Source organism: Sinisalibacter lacisalsi, assembly GCF_014640115.1.
GTDB lineage: Bacteria > Pseudomonadota > Alphaproteobacteria > Rhodobacterales > Rhodobacteraceae > Sinisalibacter > Sinisalibacter lacisalsi.
Window position 1 is genome coordinate 689,641 of sequence record NZ_BMGI01000002.1, and the last position, 14,870, is coordinate 704,510.

Genomic DNA, 14,870 nt, shown 5'->3' on the forward strand with positions numbered 1-14,870 from the left:
CATGGTATACGAATGTTCACGGTAACACCTACCCCCCGGGATGCAGATGGATTGGGACAAGCTCAGGATTTTTCACGCGGTGGCGGATGCGGGGTCTCTCACGCATGCGGGCGATACCCTTAACCTCAGCCAATCGGCGGTGTCGCGCCAGATCCGCGCGCTCGAGGAGAGCCTGAACGCCACGCTGTTCCACCGCCACGCGCGCGGGCTGATCCTGACCGAGCAGGGCGAGCTCCTGTTCGACGCCACCCGCGCCATGAGCCAGCGGCTCGAGGCGGCGGTGGCGCGCATCCGCGATTCTAAGGAGGAGGTGTTCGGCGAACTTCGGGTAACCACCACCACCGGCTTCGGCTCGCTCTGGCTCGCGCCCCGGCTGCCCAAGCTCTACGAACGCTACCCCGATCTCAAGATCGACCTGATGCTGGAGGAACGCGTGCTCGACCTGCCGATGCGCGAGGCCGATGTGGCGATCCGGATGAAGGAACCGAGCCAGGCCGATCTCGTGCGCAAGCGGCTGATGAGCGTCAACATGCGGCTCTACGCGATGCCGGGCTATCTCGACGCCCACGGCCGCCCGACCCGGCCGGAAGACCTGCACGAGCATCGGCTGATCTGCATGAACACCACCACCGCCCAGGTCAGCGCCGGCGCAAGCTACGTGCAGGAGCTGCTGACCCATGACGTCAAGTCGCTGCTCACCGTCAACAATTACTTCGGCGTGCTTCAGGCGGTGCTGAACGGCCTCGGCATCGGCGTTCTTCCCGATTACGTGGTGCACGATTTTCCCGATCTCGAACGGGTGCTGCCTGCCTCGCAATCGAACGAAATCCCGGTTTTCCTCGCCTTTCCAGAGGAATTGCGCCATTCCAAGCGCGTCGCGGCGTTCCGCGATTTCGTCACCGAGGAAATCTTCGAGTTCCGCCGCCGGTCCGCGACCTGACGCAAGGTCATGTGAGGCCGGCGAGCAACAGGCGCGAACTATGCGCTGACCGCATAGCTGCATTGCAGCATTTCTGCTTGAACCATAGGCACCACCCCCATAAATGAGCTTCAAAGTTGATCACCGAGGAAACTCAGATCAGCTTTTACCTCCCTGTTGGACTTAGGCCGGGCCTTGTGCCCGGCTTTTTTTTGGCCAGCCGCCGCACCGCGCGCCATCGCCCCGGCGCCATGGGTTTGACACCGGTCAAGGCGCCCCCGCCCCGAAAGCCCGATGATCGCCCCGCATATCCACGGGAGGCGTTCGCGATGACCACCGGCTTTTCCATTCCATCCAGGGCGATCATTCCGTTTCTTGCGCTCGCCTTCGGCCTCGCCTGGGGCCTGTTCGTCGTCCTGCTCACCATCCCCGACACGGTGGCCGAGGTTTTCGGCCCGATGAGCGCCTCCAACCCGCTGTTCATCCTCGCGGTCTATTCCCCGGCCCTCGCCGCCTTCATCGTGCTCGTGCTCTACGGCGGGGTCACCGCGATCAGGCCCTTCGCGAAACGCCTTCTGCTGTGGCGCATTTCGCCGATCTGGCTGGCATTCGTCGTGCTCGGCATCCCCGCCGTCCATGTCGTGGGCGCGGCGATCAAGGGCGGCCCGCTCGTCGCCCCGCTCCCCGAGGGCGGGATGTCCGGGCTGCTCGGCGTGCTCGCCTTCATGCTCCTGCTCGGCCCGGTCGAAGAATTGGGCTGGCGCGGCATCGCTCTGCCGATCCTTCAGCGCCACATGGCGCCGCTTTGGGCCGGCATCGTGCTGGGGCTGATCTGGGGCATCTGGCACCTGCCCGCCTTCCTGGCCTCGGGCACACCGCAAAGCGGCTGGAGCTTCATGCCCTTCCTCGGGGGCGCCGTCGCGGTCAGCGTGATCCTCGTCCCGCTGTTCAACGCCACGCGTGGCAGCCTGCTCTGGGCCGCGTTGTTCCACTTCCAGCTCAACAACCCGCTGTCGCCCGATGGCCAGCCCTGGGACATGGCCGTCTTCGCGCTCGTGGCGGTGATCGTGGTGGTGCTGAACCGCGAGACGATGCTGAAACGGGGGCATGGGGTGACGCAGGTCACCTGATCCCCCTTTCCCAAGCCCGCCCCATACCGTATGAAACCCGCCAACGAAGCTGCCGCAGGGGATAATGCCGTGACCCAAGAGCCCGAGATCACCGAAGACCTGATCGCAGCCCACGGGATCAAGCCCGACGAATACGCCAATATCCTGCGCATCCTGAACCGGGCGCCGAACTTCACCGAGCTCGGCATCTTCTCGGCGATGTGGAACGAGCATTGTTCCTACAAGTCGTCAAAGAAATGGCTGCGCACCTTGCCCACCGAGGGGCCGCAGGTGATCTGCGGGCCGGGCGAGAACGCCGGCATCGTCGATATCGGCGACGGCCAGGCGCTGGTGTTCAAGATGGAAAGCCACAACCACCCCTCCTACATCGAGCCCTACCAGGGCGCCGCCACCGGCGTCGGCGGCATCCTGCGCGACGTCTTCACCATGGGCGCGCGCCCGATCGCGGCAATGAACAGCTTGAGCTTCGGCGAGGTCGACCACCCCAAGACCAGGCGCCTCGTGCACGGCGTCGTCGAAGGGATCGGCGGCTACGGCAACTGCTTCGGCGTGCCCACCATCGGCGGCGAAGTGCGCTTCCATTCCGCCTACAACGGCAACTGCCTCGTCAACGCTTTCGCCGCAGGGCTGATCGACGCCGACAAGATCTTCTACTCCGCCGCTTCCGGCGTCGGCATGCCGGTGGTCTATCTCGGCGCGAAAACCGGGCGCGACGGCGTCGGCGGCGCCACCATGGCGAGCGCCGAGTTCGACGACACGATCGAGGAAAAGCGCCCCACCGTGCAGGTCGGCGACCCGTTCACCGAGAAACGGCTGATGGAGGCCACGCTGGAACTCATGGCCACCGGCGCGGTGATCTCGATCCAGGACATGGGCGCGGCAGGGCTGACCTGTTCGGCGGTGGAGATGGGCGACAAGGGCGGCCTCGGCATTCGCCTCGACCTCGACAACGTGCCGCAGCGCGAAGAGAACATGACTCCTTACGAGATGATGCTGTCGGAAAGCCAGGAGCGCATGCTCATGGTGCTCGAGCCCTCGAAGGAGGCCGAGGCGCGGGCGGTGTTCGAGAAATGGGATCTCGATTTCGCCATCGTCGGCGAAACGCTGCCCGAGGATCGCTTCGTCATCATGCACCAGGGCGCGTGCAAGGCAGATCTGCCCCTGCGCGCGCTCTCCGGCGAAGCGCCGGAATATGACCGCCCCTGGGAAGAAACCGCGCCCGCCGAGCCGCTCGACGACGTGCCGGGGATCGACCCGATCGACGGGCTGCGCGCGCTGATTTCGTCGCCGAACTACGCCGCCAAGCAGTGGGTCTACGAGCAATACGACCACATGGTCATGGCCGACACGGTGCGCGCGCCCGGCCTCGGCGCCGGCGTGGTGCGGGTGCATGGCACCAACAAGGCCATCGCCTTCACCTCCGACGTCACCCCGCGCTACGTGAAGGCCAACCCGGTCGAGGGCGGCAAGCAGGCGGTGGCGGAAGCCTACCGCAACCTCACCGCCGTGGGGGCGACGCCGCTCGCCACCACCGACAATCTCAACTTCGGCAACCCCGAAAAGCCCGAGATCATGGGCCAGTTCGTCGGCGCCATCAAGGGCATCGGTGAAGCCGTGGCGGCGCTCGACATGCCGATCGTCTCCGGCAACGTCTCGCTCTACAACGAAACCGACGGGGTGGGCATCCTGCCCACGCCGACCATCGGCGCGGTCGGGCTGATCCGTGACATCGACGCGGAACTGATCTCGGGGCAGGTCCGCGAGGGCCACGTCGCGCTGCTGATCGGGGAAACCAAGGGCCACCTCGGCCAGTCGGCGCTGCTCGCGGAGGTGTTCCACCGCGAAGACGGCGACGCGCCGCAGGTCGACCTCGTGGCCGAGAAGCGCCACGGCGATTTCATCCTCGCCAACCGCGCCCTGATCAAGGCCTGCACCGATCTCTCCGATGGCGGGCTCGCGCTCGCCGCCTTCGAGATGGCCGAGGCCGCCGGCGTGGGCGTGCACCTCGAGGCGCACGACACCCCCACCCTGTTCGGCGAAGACCAGGCGCGCTACCTCGTCGCCTGCAACTTCGACGAGGCCGAAGCCCTGATGGTCGAGGCCGGCAAGCTCGGCATCCCGATCGAAACCGTGGGCCGCTTCACCGGCCACGCCATCCGCCTCGGCGGCTCCGACGCGCCGCTGGAAGACCTGGCGCAGATCTACCGCACCAGCTTCGAGGCCCGGGCCACCTGAGCGCCGCCGGTCTTCCAGGGTCCAAAAAATACCGCACCGGAGTGTCACGCCGCAGGCATGCCTTGGGCACGACGGGTGTGAAACCCCGGCCCTGCCCTTGCAAACCGCGCGCACCCACGTCATCGAAAGCCATGAGCCAGATTCCCGACCTCACCCCCGACTGCGACGCCTGCGCCGCGCTGTGCTGCATGGCGCTCGCCTTCGACGCCGGCGAAGACTTCGCCATCGACAAGCCCGCCGGCCTGCCCTGCCCAAACCTCGAAGCCGATCTCGGCTGCGCGCTCTACACCCGGCTCGAGGACGCGGGCTTTTCCGGCTGTGCGCGTTACGATTGCCACGGCGCGGGCCAGCGGGTGACGCAGGAGTTGTTCGACGGGCGCGACTGGCGCGCCGAACCGGCGCTGGCCAAGCCGATGATCTCGGCCTTCGCCAACATGCGCAAGGTGCACGACGGGATCGAGCTGCTGCTGGCCGCCGGGCGGCTCGATCTGCCCGCGCCGCTCGAGGAGGAACGCGAAGACCTGCTCGAGGCCTACGCCCGCCCCGACTGGACCGAAAACAGCCTCGCCGCCTTCCCCGCATCCGACGCCCCGGCCCGCCTCGCCGCCTTCCTGCCGCGCCTGCGCGACTGGGTGTGAGACGGGTTCCCCTTGCGGCCAGCCCCTTACCCGCCTAAATTTGTCGGAAACCATGGAACGGGGAGAGCGCGCATGGCTATGGAAGGACAGGAAATCGAAGCCCTGATCCGGGAAGAATTTCCGCAAGCGAAGATCACGATCACCGACATGGCCGGCGACGGCAACCACTGGGCCGCCGAGGTCATCGACGAAAGCTTCCGCGGGCTGAACCGCGTGCAGCAGCAGCGAAAGGTCTATGCCGCGCTCAAGGGCAGGATGGACGGACCCAACGGTGCGCTCCACGCGCTCGCGCTGACAACCAAGGCCCCCGATTGACAGACCACACGGAAAACAACGCGACGCGAACAGGAAAGGCAACATCATGAGCGTTAAGGACAGCATCCGCGACACCGTCACCAGCAACAACGTGGTGCTCTACATGAAGGGCACCAAGGACATGCCGCAATGCGGCTTCTCCAGCCGCGTGGCGGGGGTGCTCAATTTCATGGGCGTCGATTTCGTCGACGTGAACGTGCTCGCCGACGAGCAGATCCGCCAGGGCATCAAGGATTACTCCGATTGGCCCACGATCCCGCAACTCTACGTGAAGGGCGAATTCGTCGGCGGCTCGGACATCATCACCGAGATGACGCTCTCGGGCGAACTCGACCAGTTGTTCGATGACAAGGGCGTCGCCTATTCCAAGGAAGCCGCCGACAAGATCCGCGAAGCCAACGGCTGATCGCCCCGGCCTGACCGAAAAACGCCGTCCCGTTTGCGCGGGGCGGCGTTTTGCATGTCCCGAGACCGTCCAAGCCGTTTTCCGTTGCGGAAAACGCCACGGTTTCCGATGCGGAAACCGGTCCGAAATCCGCCACGGATTTCGCTCCCGCCTCAGCCGGCCGCTTTTTCTTCCACCGCCATGGCGATGGCCTCGGCGCGCGCGGCGATCTCGGCCATCGTGTCCACCACCCCTTCGGGCAGCCGCGCGGCCTTTGCCGCGCCCTGAGCCTCGGCCAGTTGCGCCTCCAGCTCGGCGATGCGCTTCTCGGCGAGCTTGAGGTTGTCGTCGATGCCGGCGGTCTTGTCGGCGAGCATCAGCCCGGCCATCAGCAGCATCCGGCTCTCGGTGAGGTGGCGGATCTGGGCCACCAGCGTCTGCGCCTCGGTGTCGAGCATCGTCGCGGCGGCGCGCAGGAAATGCTCCTCGCCCTCCTGGCAGGCAACCTCGAATTCGCGGTTGCCGATGGTGATTGTCACGTCAGGCATCGGCATTCTCCCCTTCGCCGGTTGCGCGCACCCCGGCCTCGGCCTCGGCCACCAGCGCGCCCAGTTCGCCCAGAACCGCGTCCAGTTCGGCCCGGTCGGCGCCCTGTGTCGCGCGCAGGCCCTCCAGCTCGGCCATCATCGACTTGTTGACGAGGTGCGGCTCGGCGACGCCATTGGAAATCGCCTCGCGCAGCGCGGCGTTATTGGCGCGCAGTTCCGCGTTCACCCGTCCGAGACGGGCCACCGCGGCCTCCTCCGCTTCCATCAGCCCGCGAAGCCGCTCAACTTCGCGCGCCAGCGTCTCGACCGCGCTGTCCTGCCTGGCCTTGATCGCGCGCACCCGCTCCTCGAGCTGGGCGTTCGCCGTGCGCTCCTCTTCGAGTGCCGCGGTCAGCCGCGCCACCTCGCCCTCGTCGGCCGCCGGCGCCTCGGGCGCCCTGTCCAGCGCCTCGAGCCCGGTGCCGATCCGGTCGAGCGCCGCGGTGATCCTGGCCTGGAGATCGGAAATGTCCGTCATGTCTGCCCGCACGTCCTTGATTGTTTCCCATACCCGGGCCGCCCGTATTTCGTGCGCGTGGCGCGAATCGCGGGGCCGCGACCCTTCAGGCGAGTTTATCGAACTCCCCCGCCGAATGCGCCCCCCTTTGCTCTCAGTCACTTGGGGGGCACGCTTGATCTTGCCGCCCCGGCTGCTATGCACGGGCGCGTGAATGCAATCGCCTGAGAGGAACGGCCCCGTGGACATCGCAACGCTTCGTGACAATCACCCCGAACACTGGATGCGCGCGGCCGCCGTGCGGATGCTCGCCGTCGACGCCGTTCAGGCGGCGAATTCCGGCCACCCCGGCATGCCGATGGGCATGGCCGACGTCGCCACCGTGCTGTTCTCCAAGCACCTCAAGTTCGACCCGAAGGCCCCGAAATGGCCCGACCGCGACCGTTTCGTGCTCTCCGCCGGTCACGGCTCGATGCTGCTCTATGCGCTCCTGCACCTCACCGGCTACGAAGACATGACGATCGAGCAGATCAAGAACTTCCGCCAATGGGGTTCGATCACCGCCGGCCACCCGGAATACGGCCACGCCACCGGGATCGAAACCACCACCGGCCCGCTTGGCCAGGGCATCGCCACCGCCGTGGGCATGGCGATGGCCGAGGAGGCACTGCGCGCACGTTTCGGGCGCCGGGTGCAGGACCATTTCACCTACGTTATCGCCGGCGACGGCTGCCTGATGGAAGGGGTGTCGCATGAGGCGATCGGGATCGCGGGCAAGCAGAAGCTCGGGCGCCTGGTCGTGCTCTGGGACAACAACAACATCTCCATCGACGGCGAGATTTCGCTTTCCGACGTGACCGACCAGCGCGCCCGCTTCAAGGCCGCCGGCTGGCAGGTGCTGGCCTGCGACGGGCATGACCCCGACGACATCGACCGCGCGCTGACCGAAGCGAAATCCTCGAAGAAGCCCACGCTGATCGACTGCAAGACGCATATCGGCCTGGGTTCCGCGGTTCAGGACACCGCCAAGGCGCATGGTTCCCCGCTCGGGGCCGAGAACATCGAATCCTTGCGCGAAACCTATGGCTGGCCCCATGCGCCCTTCGAGATCCCCGCCGATATCGCCGGCTGGTGGAAGGAGATCGGCGCGCGCGGCGCGCAGGTGCGTGCGGAATGGAATGACCGCGTCGCCGCCCTCTCCGAGCAGCGCCAGAAGGAGATTGCCCGGGTGTTCGAAGGCACCCCCCCGCGCCGTCTCTCGGCGACGATCAAGGCGCTGAAAAAGCAGGTTTCCGACGAGGGGCCGAAGGTCGCCACCCGCAAGAGCTCCGAGATGGCGCTGGAGGTTATCAACCCGATCATGCCCGAGACCATCGGCGGCTCGGCCGATCTCACCGGCTCCAACAACACGCTCACCGCCGGTCTGGGCATCTTCGACGCCACCAACCGCAAGGGCCGCTACGTGCATTACGGCATCCGCGAGCACGCCATGGCGGCGGCGATGAACGGCATGGCGCTGCATGGTGGCATTCGTCCCTATGGCGGCACCTTCATGGTGTTCACCGATTACGCCCGCCCCGCGATGCGGCTCTCGGCACTGATGGGGGTGCCCACCGTTTACGTGATGACGCATGATTCGATCGGTCTCGGCGAAGACGGCCCCACCCACCAGCCGGTGGAGCACCTCGCGATCTGCCGCGCCACGCCCAACACCTGGACCTTCCGCCCCTGCGACACGGTCGAGACCGCAGAAGCCTGGGAACTGGCGCTGACCTCGCAACGCACCCCCTCGGTGCTGGCGCTCAGCCGGCAGGGCCTGCCCACGCTGCGCCGCGAACACAAGGCGAAGAACCTCACCGCGCAAGGCGCCTACGTGCTGGCCGAGGCCGGGGCCAAGCGCCGGGCGATCCTGATCGCCACCGGCTCCGAGGTCGAGATCGCCATCGCCGCGCGCGAACTGCTGGAGGCCGAGGGGATCGGCACCCGCGTCGTCTCGATGCCGTCGATGGAGCTGTTCGCCGCGCAGGACGAAAGCTACCGCCGCAAGGTGCTGCCGGCCGGGCCGGTGCGCGTTGCCATCGAGGCCGGCGTGCGCGCGGGCGGCTGGGATCGCTGGCTCCTTGGCGAGCGCGGCCGCGAGGCGAAGGCCGGGTTTGTCGGGATGGAGAGCTTCGGCGCCTCCGCGCCGGCCCCGCGCCTCTACGAGGAATTCGGGATCACCGCGGATGCCGTGGTCGAACAGGTCAAGACCCTGCTCGGCTGATCCGCGCGCCGCTGTCACGACACCAAGCCGCCCCGGTGAACCGCCGGGGCGGCTTTGCTTTTGCCCGGCCGGTTGCACCTGTGCGCCGTTCATTCACCGCACCGCCGTAGAAGCGGAGCCACAAAAGCAGAAGGGGGCGCCGAAGCGCCCCCTCCCCTAAGCCATGCCTTGTTCCGAGGTCAGAACCGGTAGGACACCGCCAGAATACCCTGGTGCAGCGTGTTCGGGCCGGTCGGTTCGTAGGTGTAACGATACCGTCCGGTCAGGATGATGTTCTCGGTCGCCTTGACCGAGAGGCCGGCACCGGCCGACACGCCGAAGAGATCCGCCGGCGAGAGGTAGGAACCGCCGAAGGTGACATGCGGCATCACATCGCCTGCGTCATAGCCGACGATTGCGTCGAGACCGAAGAAATGGTTACCGGCGGGGTTGAACACGTAGTTGTAGCTGAGTTCACCACCGATGACCAAATCACCCATGTCTTGCAGGTATCCGGCGTGGACACCCGCGCCCCAGGCGTTGGTGCCGCCCGTGACGCCGCCCGTGCCGTTGATACCGGCGTAGAAACCGGTCCAGTCGGACGCGGGCTCCACGTACTGCGGCATCGGCGTCGGCTCGACGACCGGGTCCTGAAGGCTACCGGCAGCCGCCGGCATGGCGGCGAACATTGCGATTGCGGTTGTCGCGAAAAGTTTCTTGAACATCGAAAACCTCCTTTGGTTTATCACGGGAGCCGTGAACTTCGAGGTTGTAACTGTACGATCATTACATACCCGCGGAGCCTGTCTGTCAAAGCCAACAGCGCCGACCGCCGTAAAGAATTCGTGTCTGTTGCAACTCCGTATCGCCTTTCGCCGCAAGTGACCGAAACCGGCGGAATGGCGCCGATCGCAGCCCCCGAAACGGGCCCCATTTGCCTCGTGCCGCTCACACCGGCCGCGCATCGACTCACGCCTGCACGGCGCCCTCCCGGCCCTTTCAATGACCCTGGGTCTTGCCCGTCAGTGCCGCGATCGCCGGTTGGATCACCCGCGTCGCCAGCGGGATCAGCAGCACCCCGAGGGCAAGGCCGAACAGCCCGTCGAGCGCCGCCGTCACCAGCCAGCCGGCGACGTCCGCCCAGCCCGCCGCGACGGCGAGCGCCACGACCTCCGACCAGTGGTGCACGAAATCGTAAACCGGGTGCCAGCCCAGCTGGTGCAGCCCATGCACCACGATGTTGCCGCCGACCCAGAGCATCGCGGCGGTGCCCACCAGAGTCAGCAACCGCATCACGCCGGGCATCGCCTTCACGATTCCGCGCCCGAGCGCCCGGGTCAGCCCGAGCCGTCCGCGCGCCGTCATCACGAGGCCGATATCGTCCATCTTCACCAGCAGCGCGACCGAGCCGTAAACCACCACGGTGATCCCCACCGCCACGAGCGCCAGCGTGGCGGCCTCGATCACGAGTGTCGATTTCGGTATCGCCGCCAGCGCGATCGTCATGATCTCGGCCGACAGGATGAAATCGGTCTTGATCGCTCCCGCCACCTTTTCGCGCTCGAGGTGCATCGGATCGCCCGGCTCGGTCTTGGCGGCGTCGATCACCTGTTCATGCGGGAACAGCGTGTGCCAGACCTTCTCCGCCCCCTCGAAGCAGAGATAGGCGCCCCCCAGCATCAGCAGCGGCGTGATCGCCCAGGGCGCGAAGCTCGACAGCATTAGCCCGAGCGGCAGCAGGACGATCAGCTTGTTGCGGATCGAGCCGAGCGCGATCCGGCCCACGATCGGCAATTCCCGCGCCGGGGCGAAGCCGTGCACGTATTTCGGCGTCACCGCCGCGTCGTCGATCGCCGCGCCGGCCGCCTTGGCGCCCGCCTTCGCCGCCTGCCCGGCCACATCATCGACCGACGCCGCCGCCACCTTGGCGATCCCCGCCACGTCATCGAGTAGCGCCAGAAGCCCGCTCATGCCATCCTCCACCACCGGTTCCGACGCTCACGCTACAGCATTGCGCGAGAGGCGCAACGGCCGGCAAGGCCGCATCCCCCCGGGCAGCGCTTGGGCCAATAACCTGGAAACATGCGTTGAACTCCCCGCGCCGGGCGCGGCTGCCCGGGCGGCTGACCGGGCGCGCATGGCCAGCGTGATCCCGGTCGACCCGGCGCCGCTCGCACCCGTGCGGGGCAGCTTTTTTCTTGCCCCTCCGCCGCTGATCGGCAAAGTCCTGTTCATGACCAACAAGATCGCCCTTGCGCTCGGCCTGCTCCTCGTCGCGGTTTTCGCGGTGGATGCCTATGCCTACGGCGGCACGCTGCCGGTGTTCCTCGGCAAGAAGCTGTTCGATCTGCTTGACTGGATCGCCTTCTGGCGCTGAAACATGCCTTCGCCGCATGGCCGTCATGCCTTGACACGCCCGCGCCTATCCCGAAGGTTGGCACCGGTATTTCACCCCCCGAGCGGGGCCCAACTCTCAACCCGAGGATGAATAAATGACGGTCAAGGTAGCCATCAACGGTTTCGGACGGATCGGGCGCAACGTGCTGCGCGCGCTCGAGGAATCTGGGCGCAAGGATATCGAGGTGGTGGCGATCAACGATCTCGGCCCGGTCGAGACCAACGCCCACCTGTTGCAGTTCGACAGCGTGCACGGCCGGTTTCCCAAGGATGTGAAGGTGAACGGCAACACCATCGACGCCGGCTCCGGCCCGATCGAAGTGACCGCGATCCGCGATCCGAAGGAACTGCCCTGGGGCGATGTCGATATCGTGATGGAATGCACCGGCATTTTCACCGACCGTGACAAGGCCGCGATCCACCTCGAGAACGGCTCGTCGCGCGTGCTCGTCTCGGCCCCCTCCAAGGGCGCCGACAAAACCATCGTCTACGGCGTGAACCACGAGGTGCTCAGCGCCGACGACGTGATCGTCTCCAACGCGTCCTGCACCACCAACTGCCTCGCGCCGGTGGCCAAGGTTCTGAACGACACCGTGGGCATCAAGCGCGGCTTCATGACCACGATCCACTCCTATACCGGTGACCAGCCGACGCTTGATACGATGCACAAGGATCTCTACCGCGCCCGCGCGGCGGCGATGAGCATGATCCCCACCTCGACGGGCGCCGCCAAGGCGGTGGGCCTGGTGCTGCCGGAGTTGAACGGGCTGCTCGATGGCGTGGCAATCCGGGTGCCGACGCCGAACGTCTCGGTCGTCGATCTCACCTTCGAGGCGGGCAAGGAAACCAGCGTCGAGGAGATCAACGACGCGATCCGCGCCGCCGCCGATGGCCCGCTCAAGGGCGTTCTGGGCTACACCGACCTGCCGAACGTCTCGATCGACTTCAACCACAACCCCAATTCCTCCACCTTCCACATGGACCAGACCAAGGTGATGGACGGCAACTTCGTGCGCATCCTGACCTGGTATGACAACGAATGGGGCTTCTCCAACCGCATGCTCGATACCGCGGTGGAAATGGGCAAATACCTCTGATCCCGGCGCATATCCGCCACCCGATCACGCGAAGGCCGCCCCACCGGGCGGCCTTTTTCTTTGGTTTCAGGCGGTTGCGAGCCATGCACCCAGCGCAGGGCCGTTATCGCTAACTGCCGGTTGTGCTGCGCCGCGGCATCCCCAGATTGGAGGCGAAGGCAACCAGTGACCAAAAGGAGATCGTCATGACCGCCTATGAAAAAATCCGAGAGATCATCGCCAAGCGCGCGCTCTACCACAAGACCCGCCGCGAGATCGAGGCCCTGCCCGTCGACCTCGCGATCGAGGACATGGGGCTCAACCCCTACGACGCGAAAGCGATCGCCCGGCGCGCCGTCTACGGCTGACGCGCCCGGCGCCCGGGCTCGGGGTCAGCCCCCGAGCCGGGCCTCTAGCCGCGCGCGCACCTCGGGCGTGACGAACTTGGACACGTCGCCGCCCAGCCGCGCGATTTCCTTGACGAGTTTCGAGGCGATCGGCTGGAACTTGGCCTCGGCCATCAGGAACACGGTTTCGACCGAGGCATCGAGCGCCCGGTTCATTCCGACCATCTGGTATTCGTATTCGAAATCGGCCACCGCGCGCAGCCCGCGCAGGATGATCTGCGCGCCCACGTCATGGGCGCAGTCGATCAGCAGGTTGTCGAACGGGTGCACCACGATCTCGGTGCCGGTCTCGGCCATGATCTTCGTCGCCTCGGCCTCCACCATCGCAACCCGGTCATCGAGCGGGAACAGCGGCCCCTTGCCCTCGTTGATCGCCACCGCGATCACCAGCCGGTCGACGAGCAGGCAGCCACGCCGGATGATGTCGAGATGTCCGAGCGTGATCGGGTCGAACGTGCCGGGATATAGGCCGATGCGCATGGGCGTGCTCCTCAGATATTGCGGCGCACGCAACATTATTTCCCCAACAGGCGCAAGACCTTTCTGCGCTGCGGCGCCGCCCTCGCGCGAAGGGTCAGTATCCCATGATCATCGCCTTGAGGGATTCGTTCTGCGCCGAGAGTTCGTTGAGCCGCCCCTTCACCACGTCGCCGATCGAGACCATGCCGACGAGCTCGCCGTCGGCCATCACCGGCATGTGCCGGAACCGCCCCTCGGTCATCATCTGCAGCACCCGAAGCGCCCTGTCGCCGGGGATGCAAGAGATGATGTCACGGGTCATCAGGTCGTCGACCGGATCATTCAGGCAGCCACCGCCGCGCTTGCCCAGTTCGCGCACGATGTCGCGCTCGGTGATGATGCCGAGCGGCACCAGCCCGTCGTTCGACACGATCAGCGCGCCGATCCCGCGGCTCGACAGGATGCTGGCCGCTTCGCTCACCGCTGTTCCGGGCGCAACGGTGAGCACCCCCTCGATATCCTTCTCCTTCAGGATCTGGCTGATGAGCATGACTGGTCCTCCCTGGCGCCCTGCGGGCGATCTTTTACTTGTTGATTAAGCCTGCTCAGGGTCCGGCGACTTGTCAAGTCAGGCCATGGCCTCCAGCCGCGCAACCTCGGCGCGCAACCCCTGGGCGATCATGTCCCCCACCCGGTGCAACCGCCCGTTCCGGGCATCGGCCGCGTGGCGCACGAGGTAATAGCTGCGGGTGAGCGAGAACGTCCCCGCCAGAACCTTCTGCAGGCCCGGTACGAAGGGCAGCGAGAAATCATGCGCGATGCCCAGCCCGGCCGCCTCGCGCAGAAAGCCCAGTTGTACCGAAACCGCGTTCGACGCCAGCGCCACGCCCTCGGCCCCGATCTCGGCGAGATAGTCCAGCTCGGCGTCGAAGATCATGTCGGGGATGTAGCCGATCACCGGGTGGGCGGCGACATCCTCGAGGCGTTCGATCGGCCGCGCCGTAGCGAGGTAGTCGCGGTGGGCGACGAGGTGCAGGTGATAATCGGTGATCTTCTGCACCGTCAGCCGCCCCGCCGCCGGGGGCGACACGGTGATGGCGAAATCCGCCTCGCGCCGCGACAGGTTCACCACCCGGGGCAGCGCCACGATCTGCATGTCGAGGCCGGGATGACGCGCCCTGATCCCGGCGCAGACGCGCGGTAGGAGAAAGTTGGCACAGCCGTCGGGTGCACCGATCCGCACCTGTCCGGTGAGCCGGTCAGCTGCTCCGCTGAGCGCCTCGACCCCCTGCGCCACCGCCTGCTCGACCGCCTCGGCATGGGCGAGCAGACGCTCCCCCGCCACCGTCAGCCCATAGCCCGAGGGCGCGCGCTGGAAGAGCGCCGCCCCCATCGCCTCTTCGAGCCGGGCGATGCGACGGCCCACCGTGGCCGGATCGCGTTTCAACACCCGCCCGGCCGCCGAAAGGCTCTCGCCGCGGGCCACGGCGAGGAAAACGCGCAGATCGTCCCAGTCCGGATCCATCGCCTGCCTTTGCAATTTCGCAAGACACCTTTGAGAGGTTTCGCCTTTTCCCGGCAAATTTGCAAGAATACTCTGCGCGAAACCAAAGGAGACACGCC

17 protein-coding genes are annotated in these 14,870 nt (G+C 66.4%); 10 read left to right on the plus strand and 7 right to left on the minus strand.

Annotated features, from left to right (window positions below):
* The first annotated feature begins 46 nt into the window (after positions 1-46).
* The 6 genes from IEW01_RS09170 to grxD all read left to right on the plus strand — a co-directional run bounded on the left by IEW01_RS09170 (position 47) and on the right by grxD (position 5,643).
* A complete protein-coding gene (locus IEW01_RS09170; RefSeq protein WP_188527303.1) occupies positions 47-940 on the plus strand; it encodes a LysR family transcriptional regulator in 894 nt (297 codons plus the stop codon).
* Between the two features lie 308 nt (positions 941-1,248).
* The gene (locus IEW01_RS09175) at positions 1,249-2,049 is read left to right on the plus strand and encodes a CPBP family intramembrane glutamic endopeptidase (RefSeq protein WP_188527304.1); all 801 of its coding nucleotides are present in this window, start codon (positions 1,249-1,251) and stop codon (positions 2,047-2,049) included.
* A 30-nt stretch (positions 2,050-2,079) separates the two neighbouring features.
* Entirely contained in the window at positions 2,080-4,284 is a 2,205-nt protein-coding gene (gene purL / locus IEW01_RS09180; RefSeq protein WP_188527305.1) for a phosphoribosylformylglycinamidine synthase subunit PurL, read from the plus strand.
* A gap of 131 nt (positions 4,285-4,415) precedes the next feature.
* On the plus strand, positions 4,416-4,922 hold the full coding sequence (locus tag IEW01_RS09185; protein WP_188527306.1) for a hypothetical protein: 507 nt from the start codon (positions 4,416-4,418) through the stop codon (positions 4,920-4,922).
* Between the two features lie 72 nt (positions 4,923-4,994).
* The gene (locus tag IEW01_RS09190) at positions 4,995-5,237 is read left to right on the plus strand and encodes a BolA/IbaG family iron-sulfur metabolism protein (RefSeq protein ID WP_188527307.1); all 243 of its coding nucleotides are present in this window, start codon (positions 4,995-4,997) and stop codon (positions 5,235-5,237) included.
* Between the two features lie 46 nt (positions 5,238-5,283).
* Complete coding sequence (gene grxD / locus IEW01_RS09195; RefSeq protein WP_188527308.1) at positions 5,284-5,643, plus strand: Grx4 family monothiol glutaredoxin; 360 nt, start codon at positions 5,284-5,286, stop codon at positions 5,641-5,643.
* A 152-nt stretch (positions 5,644-5,795) separates the two neighbouring features.
* Here the strand turns inward: grxD and IEW01_RS09200 are convergent, their stop codons facing one another.
* Positions 5,796-6,170: a cell division protein ZapA gene (locus tag IEW01_RS09200; protein WP_188527309.1), complete on the minus strand. Its 375-nt coding sequence runs from the start codon at positions 6,168-6,170 to the stop codon at positions 5,796-5,798.
* A complete protein-coding gene (locus tag IEW01_RS09205; protein ID WP_188527310.1) occupies positions 6,163-6,687 on the minus strand; it encodes a hypothetical protein in 525 nt (174 codons plus the stop codon). Before IEW01_RS09205 ends, IEW01_RS09200 begins: the two co-directional genes overlap by 8 nt.
* A 220-nt stretch (positions 6,688-6,907) precedes the next feature.
* Here IEW01_RS09205 and tkt point away from each other — a divergent pair, with 220 nt between their 5' ends.
* Positions 6,908-8,929, plus strand: coding sequence for a transketolase (gene tkt, locus IEW01_RS09210; RefSeq protein WP_188527311.1), 2,022 nt, complete (start codon positions 6,908-6,910; stop codon positions 8,927-8,929).
* 179 nt (positions 8,930-9,108) lie between these two features.
* Here tkt and IEW01_RS09215 read toward each other — a convergent pair whose 3' ends face one another.
* Positions 9,109-9,633: an outer membrane protein gene (locus tag IEW01_RS09215; RefSeq protein WP_188527312.1), complete on the minus strand. Its 525-nt coding sequence runs from the start codon at positions 9,631-9,633 to the stop codon at positions 9,109-9,111.
* Between the two features lie 274 nt (positions 9,634-9,907).
* Positions 9,908-10,879 (minus strand): DUF808 domain-containing protein, encoded by a 972-nt coding sequence (locus IEW01_RS09220; RefSeq protein ID WP_188527313.1) that lies wholly within the window; start codon positions 10,877-10,879, stop codon positions 9,908-9,910.
* A 262-nt stretch (positions 10,880-11,141) separates the two neighbouring features.
* Here IEW01_RS09220 and IEW01_RS09225 point away from each other — a divergent pair, with 262 nt between their 5' ends.
* The 3 genes from IEW01_RS09225 to IEW01_RS09235 all read left to right on the plus strand — a co-directional run bounded on the left by IEW01_RS09225 (position 11,142) and on the right by IEW01_RS09235 (position 12,749).
* Entirely contained in the window at positions 11,142-11,285 is a 144-nt protein-coding gene (locus IEW01_RS09225) for a hypothetical protein (protein ID WP_188527314.1), read from the plus strand.
* Positions 11,286-11,400: 115 nt separating this feature from the next.
* Positions 11,401-12,402, plus strand: coding sequence for a type I glyceraldehyde-3-phosphate dehydrogenase (gene gap, locus IEW01_RS09230; protein WP_188527315.1), 1,002 nt, complete (start codon positions 11,401-11,403; stop codon positions 12,400-12,402).
* A 185-nt stretch (positions 12,403-12,587) separates the two neighbouring features.
* The gene (locus IEW01_RS09235; protein WP_188527316.1) at positions 12,588-12,749 is read left to right on the plus strand and encodes a hypothetical protein; all 162 of its coding nucleotides are present in this window, start codon (positions 12,588-12,590) and stop codon (positions 12,747-12,749) included.
* Between the two features lie 24 nt (positions 12,750-12,773).
* On the opposite strand, the gene coaD is transcribed toward IEW01_RS09235, so the two are convergent.
* From coaD to IEW01_RS09250, 3 genes are all read right to left on the minus strand, one after another.
* Complete coding sequence (gene coaD / locus IEW01_RS09240; protein ID WP_188527317.1) at positions 12,774-13,268, minus strand: pantetheine-phosphate adenylyltransferase; 495 nt, start codon at positions 13,266-13,268, stop codon at positions 12,774-12,776.
* 94 nt (positions 13,269-13,362) lie between these two features.
* Positions 13,363-13,797 (minus strand): CBS domain-containing protein, encoded by a 435-nt coding sequence (locus tag IEW01_RS09245; RefSeq protein WP_188527318.1) that lies wholly within the window; start codon positions 13,795-13,797, stop codon positions 13,363-13,365.
* A 78-nt stretch (positions 13,798-13,875) separates the two neighbouring features.
* Positions 13,876-14,772, minus strand: a complete 897-nt coding sequence (locus tag IEW01_RS09250; RefSeq protein WP_188527319.1) for a LysR family transcriptional regulator — start codon at positions 14,770-14,772, stop codon at positions 13,876-13,878.
* Positions 14,773-14,870 lie beyond the last annotated feature (98 nt).

Excerpts from the sequence above, each read along its gene's own strand:
- IEW01_RS09170 (WP_188527303.1), top strand. The coding sequence starts at position 47 with ATGGATTGGGACAAGCTCAGGATTTTTCACGCGGTGGCGGATGCGGGG.
- IEW01_RS09175 (WP_188527304.1), top strand. The coding sequence starts at position 1,249 with ATGACCACCGGCTTTTCCATTCCATCCAGGGCGATCATTCCGTTTCTT.
- purL (WP_188527305.1), top strand. The coding sequence starts at position 2,080 with ATGAAACCCGCCAACGAAGCTGCCGCAGGGGATAATGCCGTGACCCAA.
- IEW01_RS09185 (WP_188527306.1), top strand. The coding sequence starts at position 4,416 with ATGAGCCAGATTCCCGACCTCACCCCCGACTGCGACGCCTGCGCCGCG.
- IEW01_RS09190 (WP_188527307.1), top strand. The coding sequence starts at position 4,995 with ATGGCTATGGAAGGACAGGAAATCGAAGCCCTGATCCGGGAAGAATTT.
- grxD (WP_188527308.1), top strand. The coding sequence starts at position 5,284 with ATGAGCGTTAAGGACAGCATCCGCGACACCGTCACCAGCAACAACGTG.
- IEW01_RS09200 (WP_188527309.1), bottom strand. The coding sequence starts at position 6,170 with ATGCCTGACGTGACAATCACCATCGGCAACCGCGAATTCGAGGTTGCC.
- IEW01_RS09205 (WP_188527310.1), bottom strand. The coding sequence starts at position 6,687 with ATGACGGACATTTCCGATCTCCAGGCCAGGATCACCGCGGCGCTCGAC.
- IEW01_RS09215 (WP_188527312.1), bottom strand. The coding sequence starts at position 9,633 with ATGTTCAAGAAACTTTTCGCGACAACCGCAATCGCAATGTTCGCCGCC.
- IEW01_RS09220 (WP_188527313.1), bottom strand. The coding sequence starts at position 10,879 with ATGAGCGGGCTTCTGGCGCTACTCGATGACGTGGCGGGGATCGCCAAG.
- IEW01_RS09225 (WP_188527314.1), top strand. The coding sequence starts at position 11,142 with ATGACCAACAAGATCGCCCTTGCGCTCGGCCTGCTCCTCGTCGCGGTT.
- gap (WP_188527315.1), top strand. The coding sequence starts at position 11,401 with ATGACGGTCAAGGTAGCCATCAACGGTTTCGGACGGATCGGGCGCAAC.
- IEW01_RS09235 (WP_188527316.1), top strand. The coding sequence starts at position 12,588 with ATGACCGCCTATGAAAAAATCCGAGAGATCATCGCCAAGCGCGCGCTC.
- coaD (WP_188527317.1), bottom strand. The coding sequence starts at position 13,268 with ATGCGCATCGGCCTATATCCCGGCACGTTCGACCCGATCACGCTCGGA.
- IEW01_RS09245 (WP_188527318.1), bottom strand. The coding sequence starts at position 13,797 with ATGCTCATCAGCCAGATCCTGAAGGAGAAGGATATCGAGGGGGTGCTC.
- IEW01_RS09250 (WP_188527319.1), bottom strand. The coding sequence starts at position 14,772 with ATGGATCCGGACTGGGACGATCTGCGCGTTTTCCTCGCCGTGGCCCGC.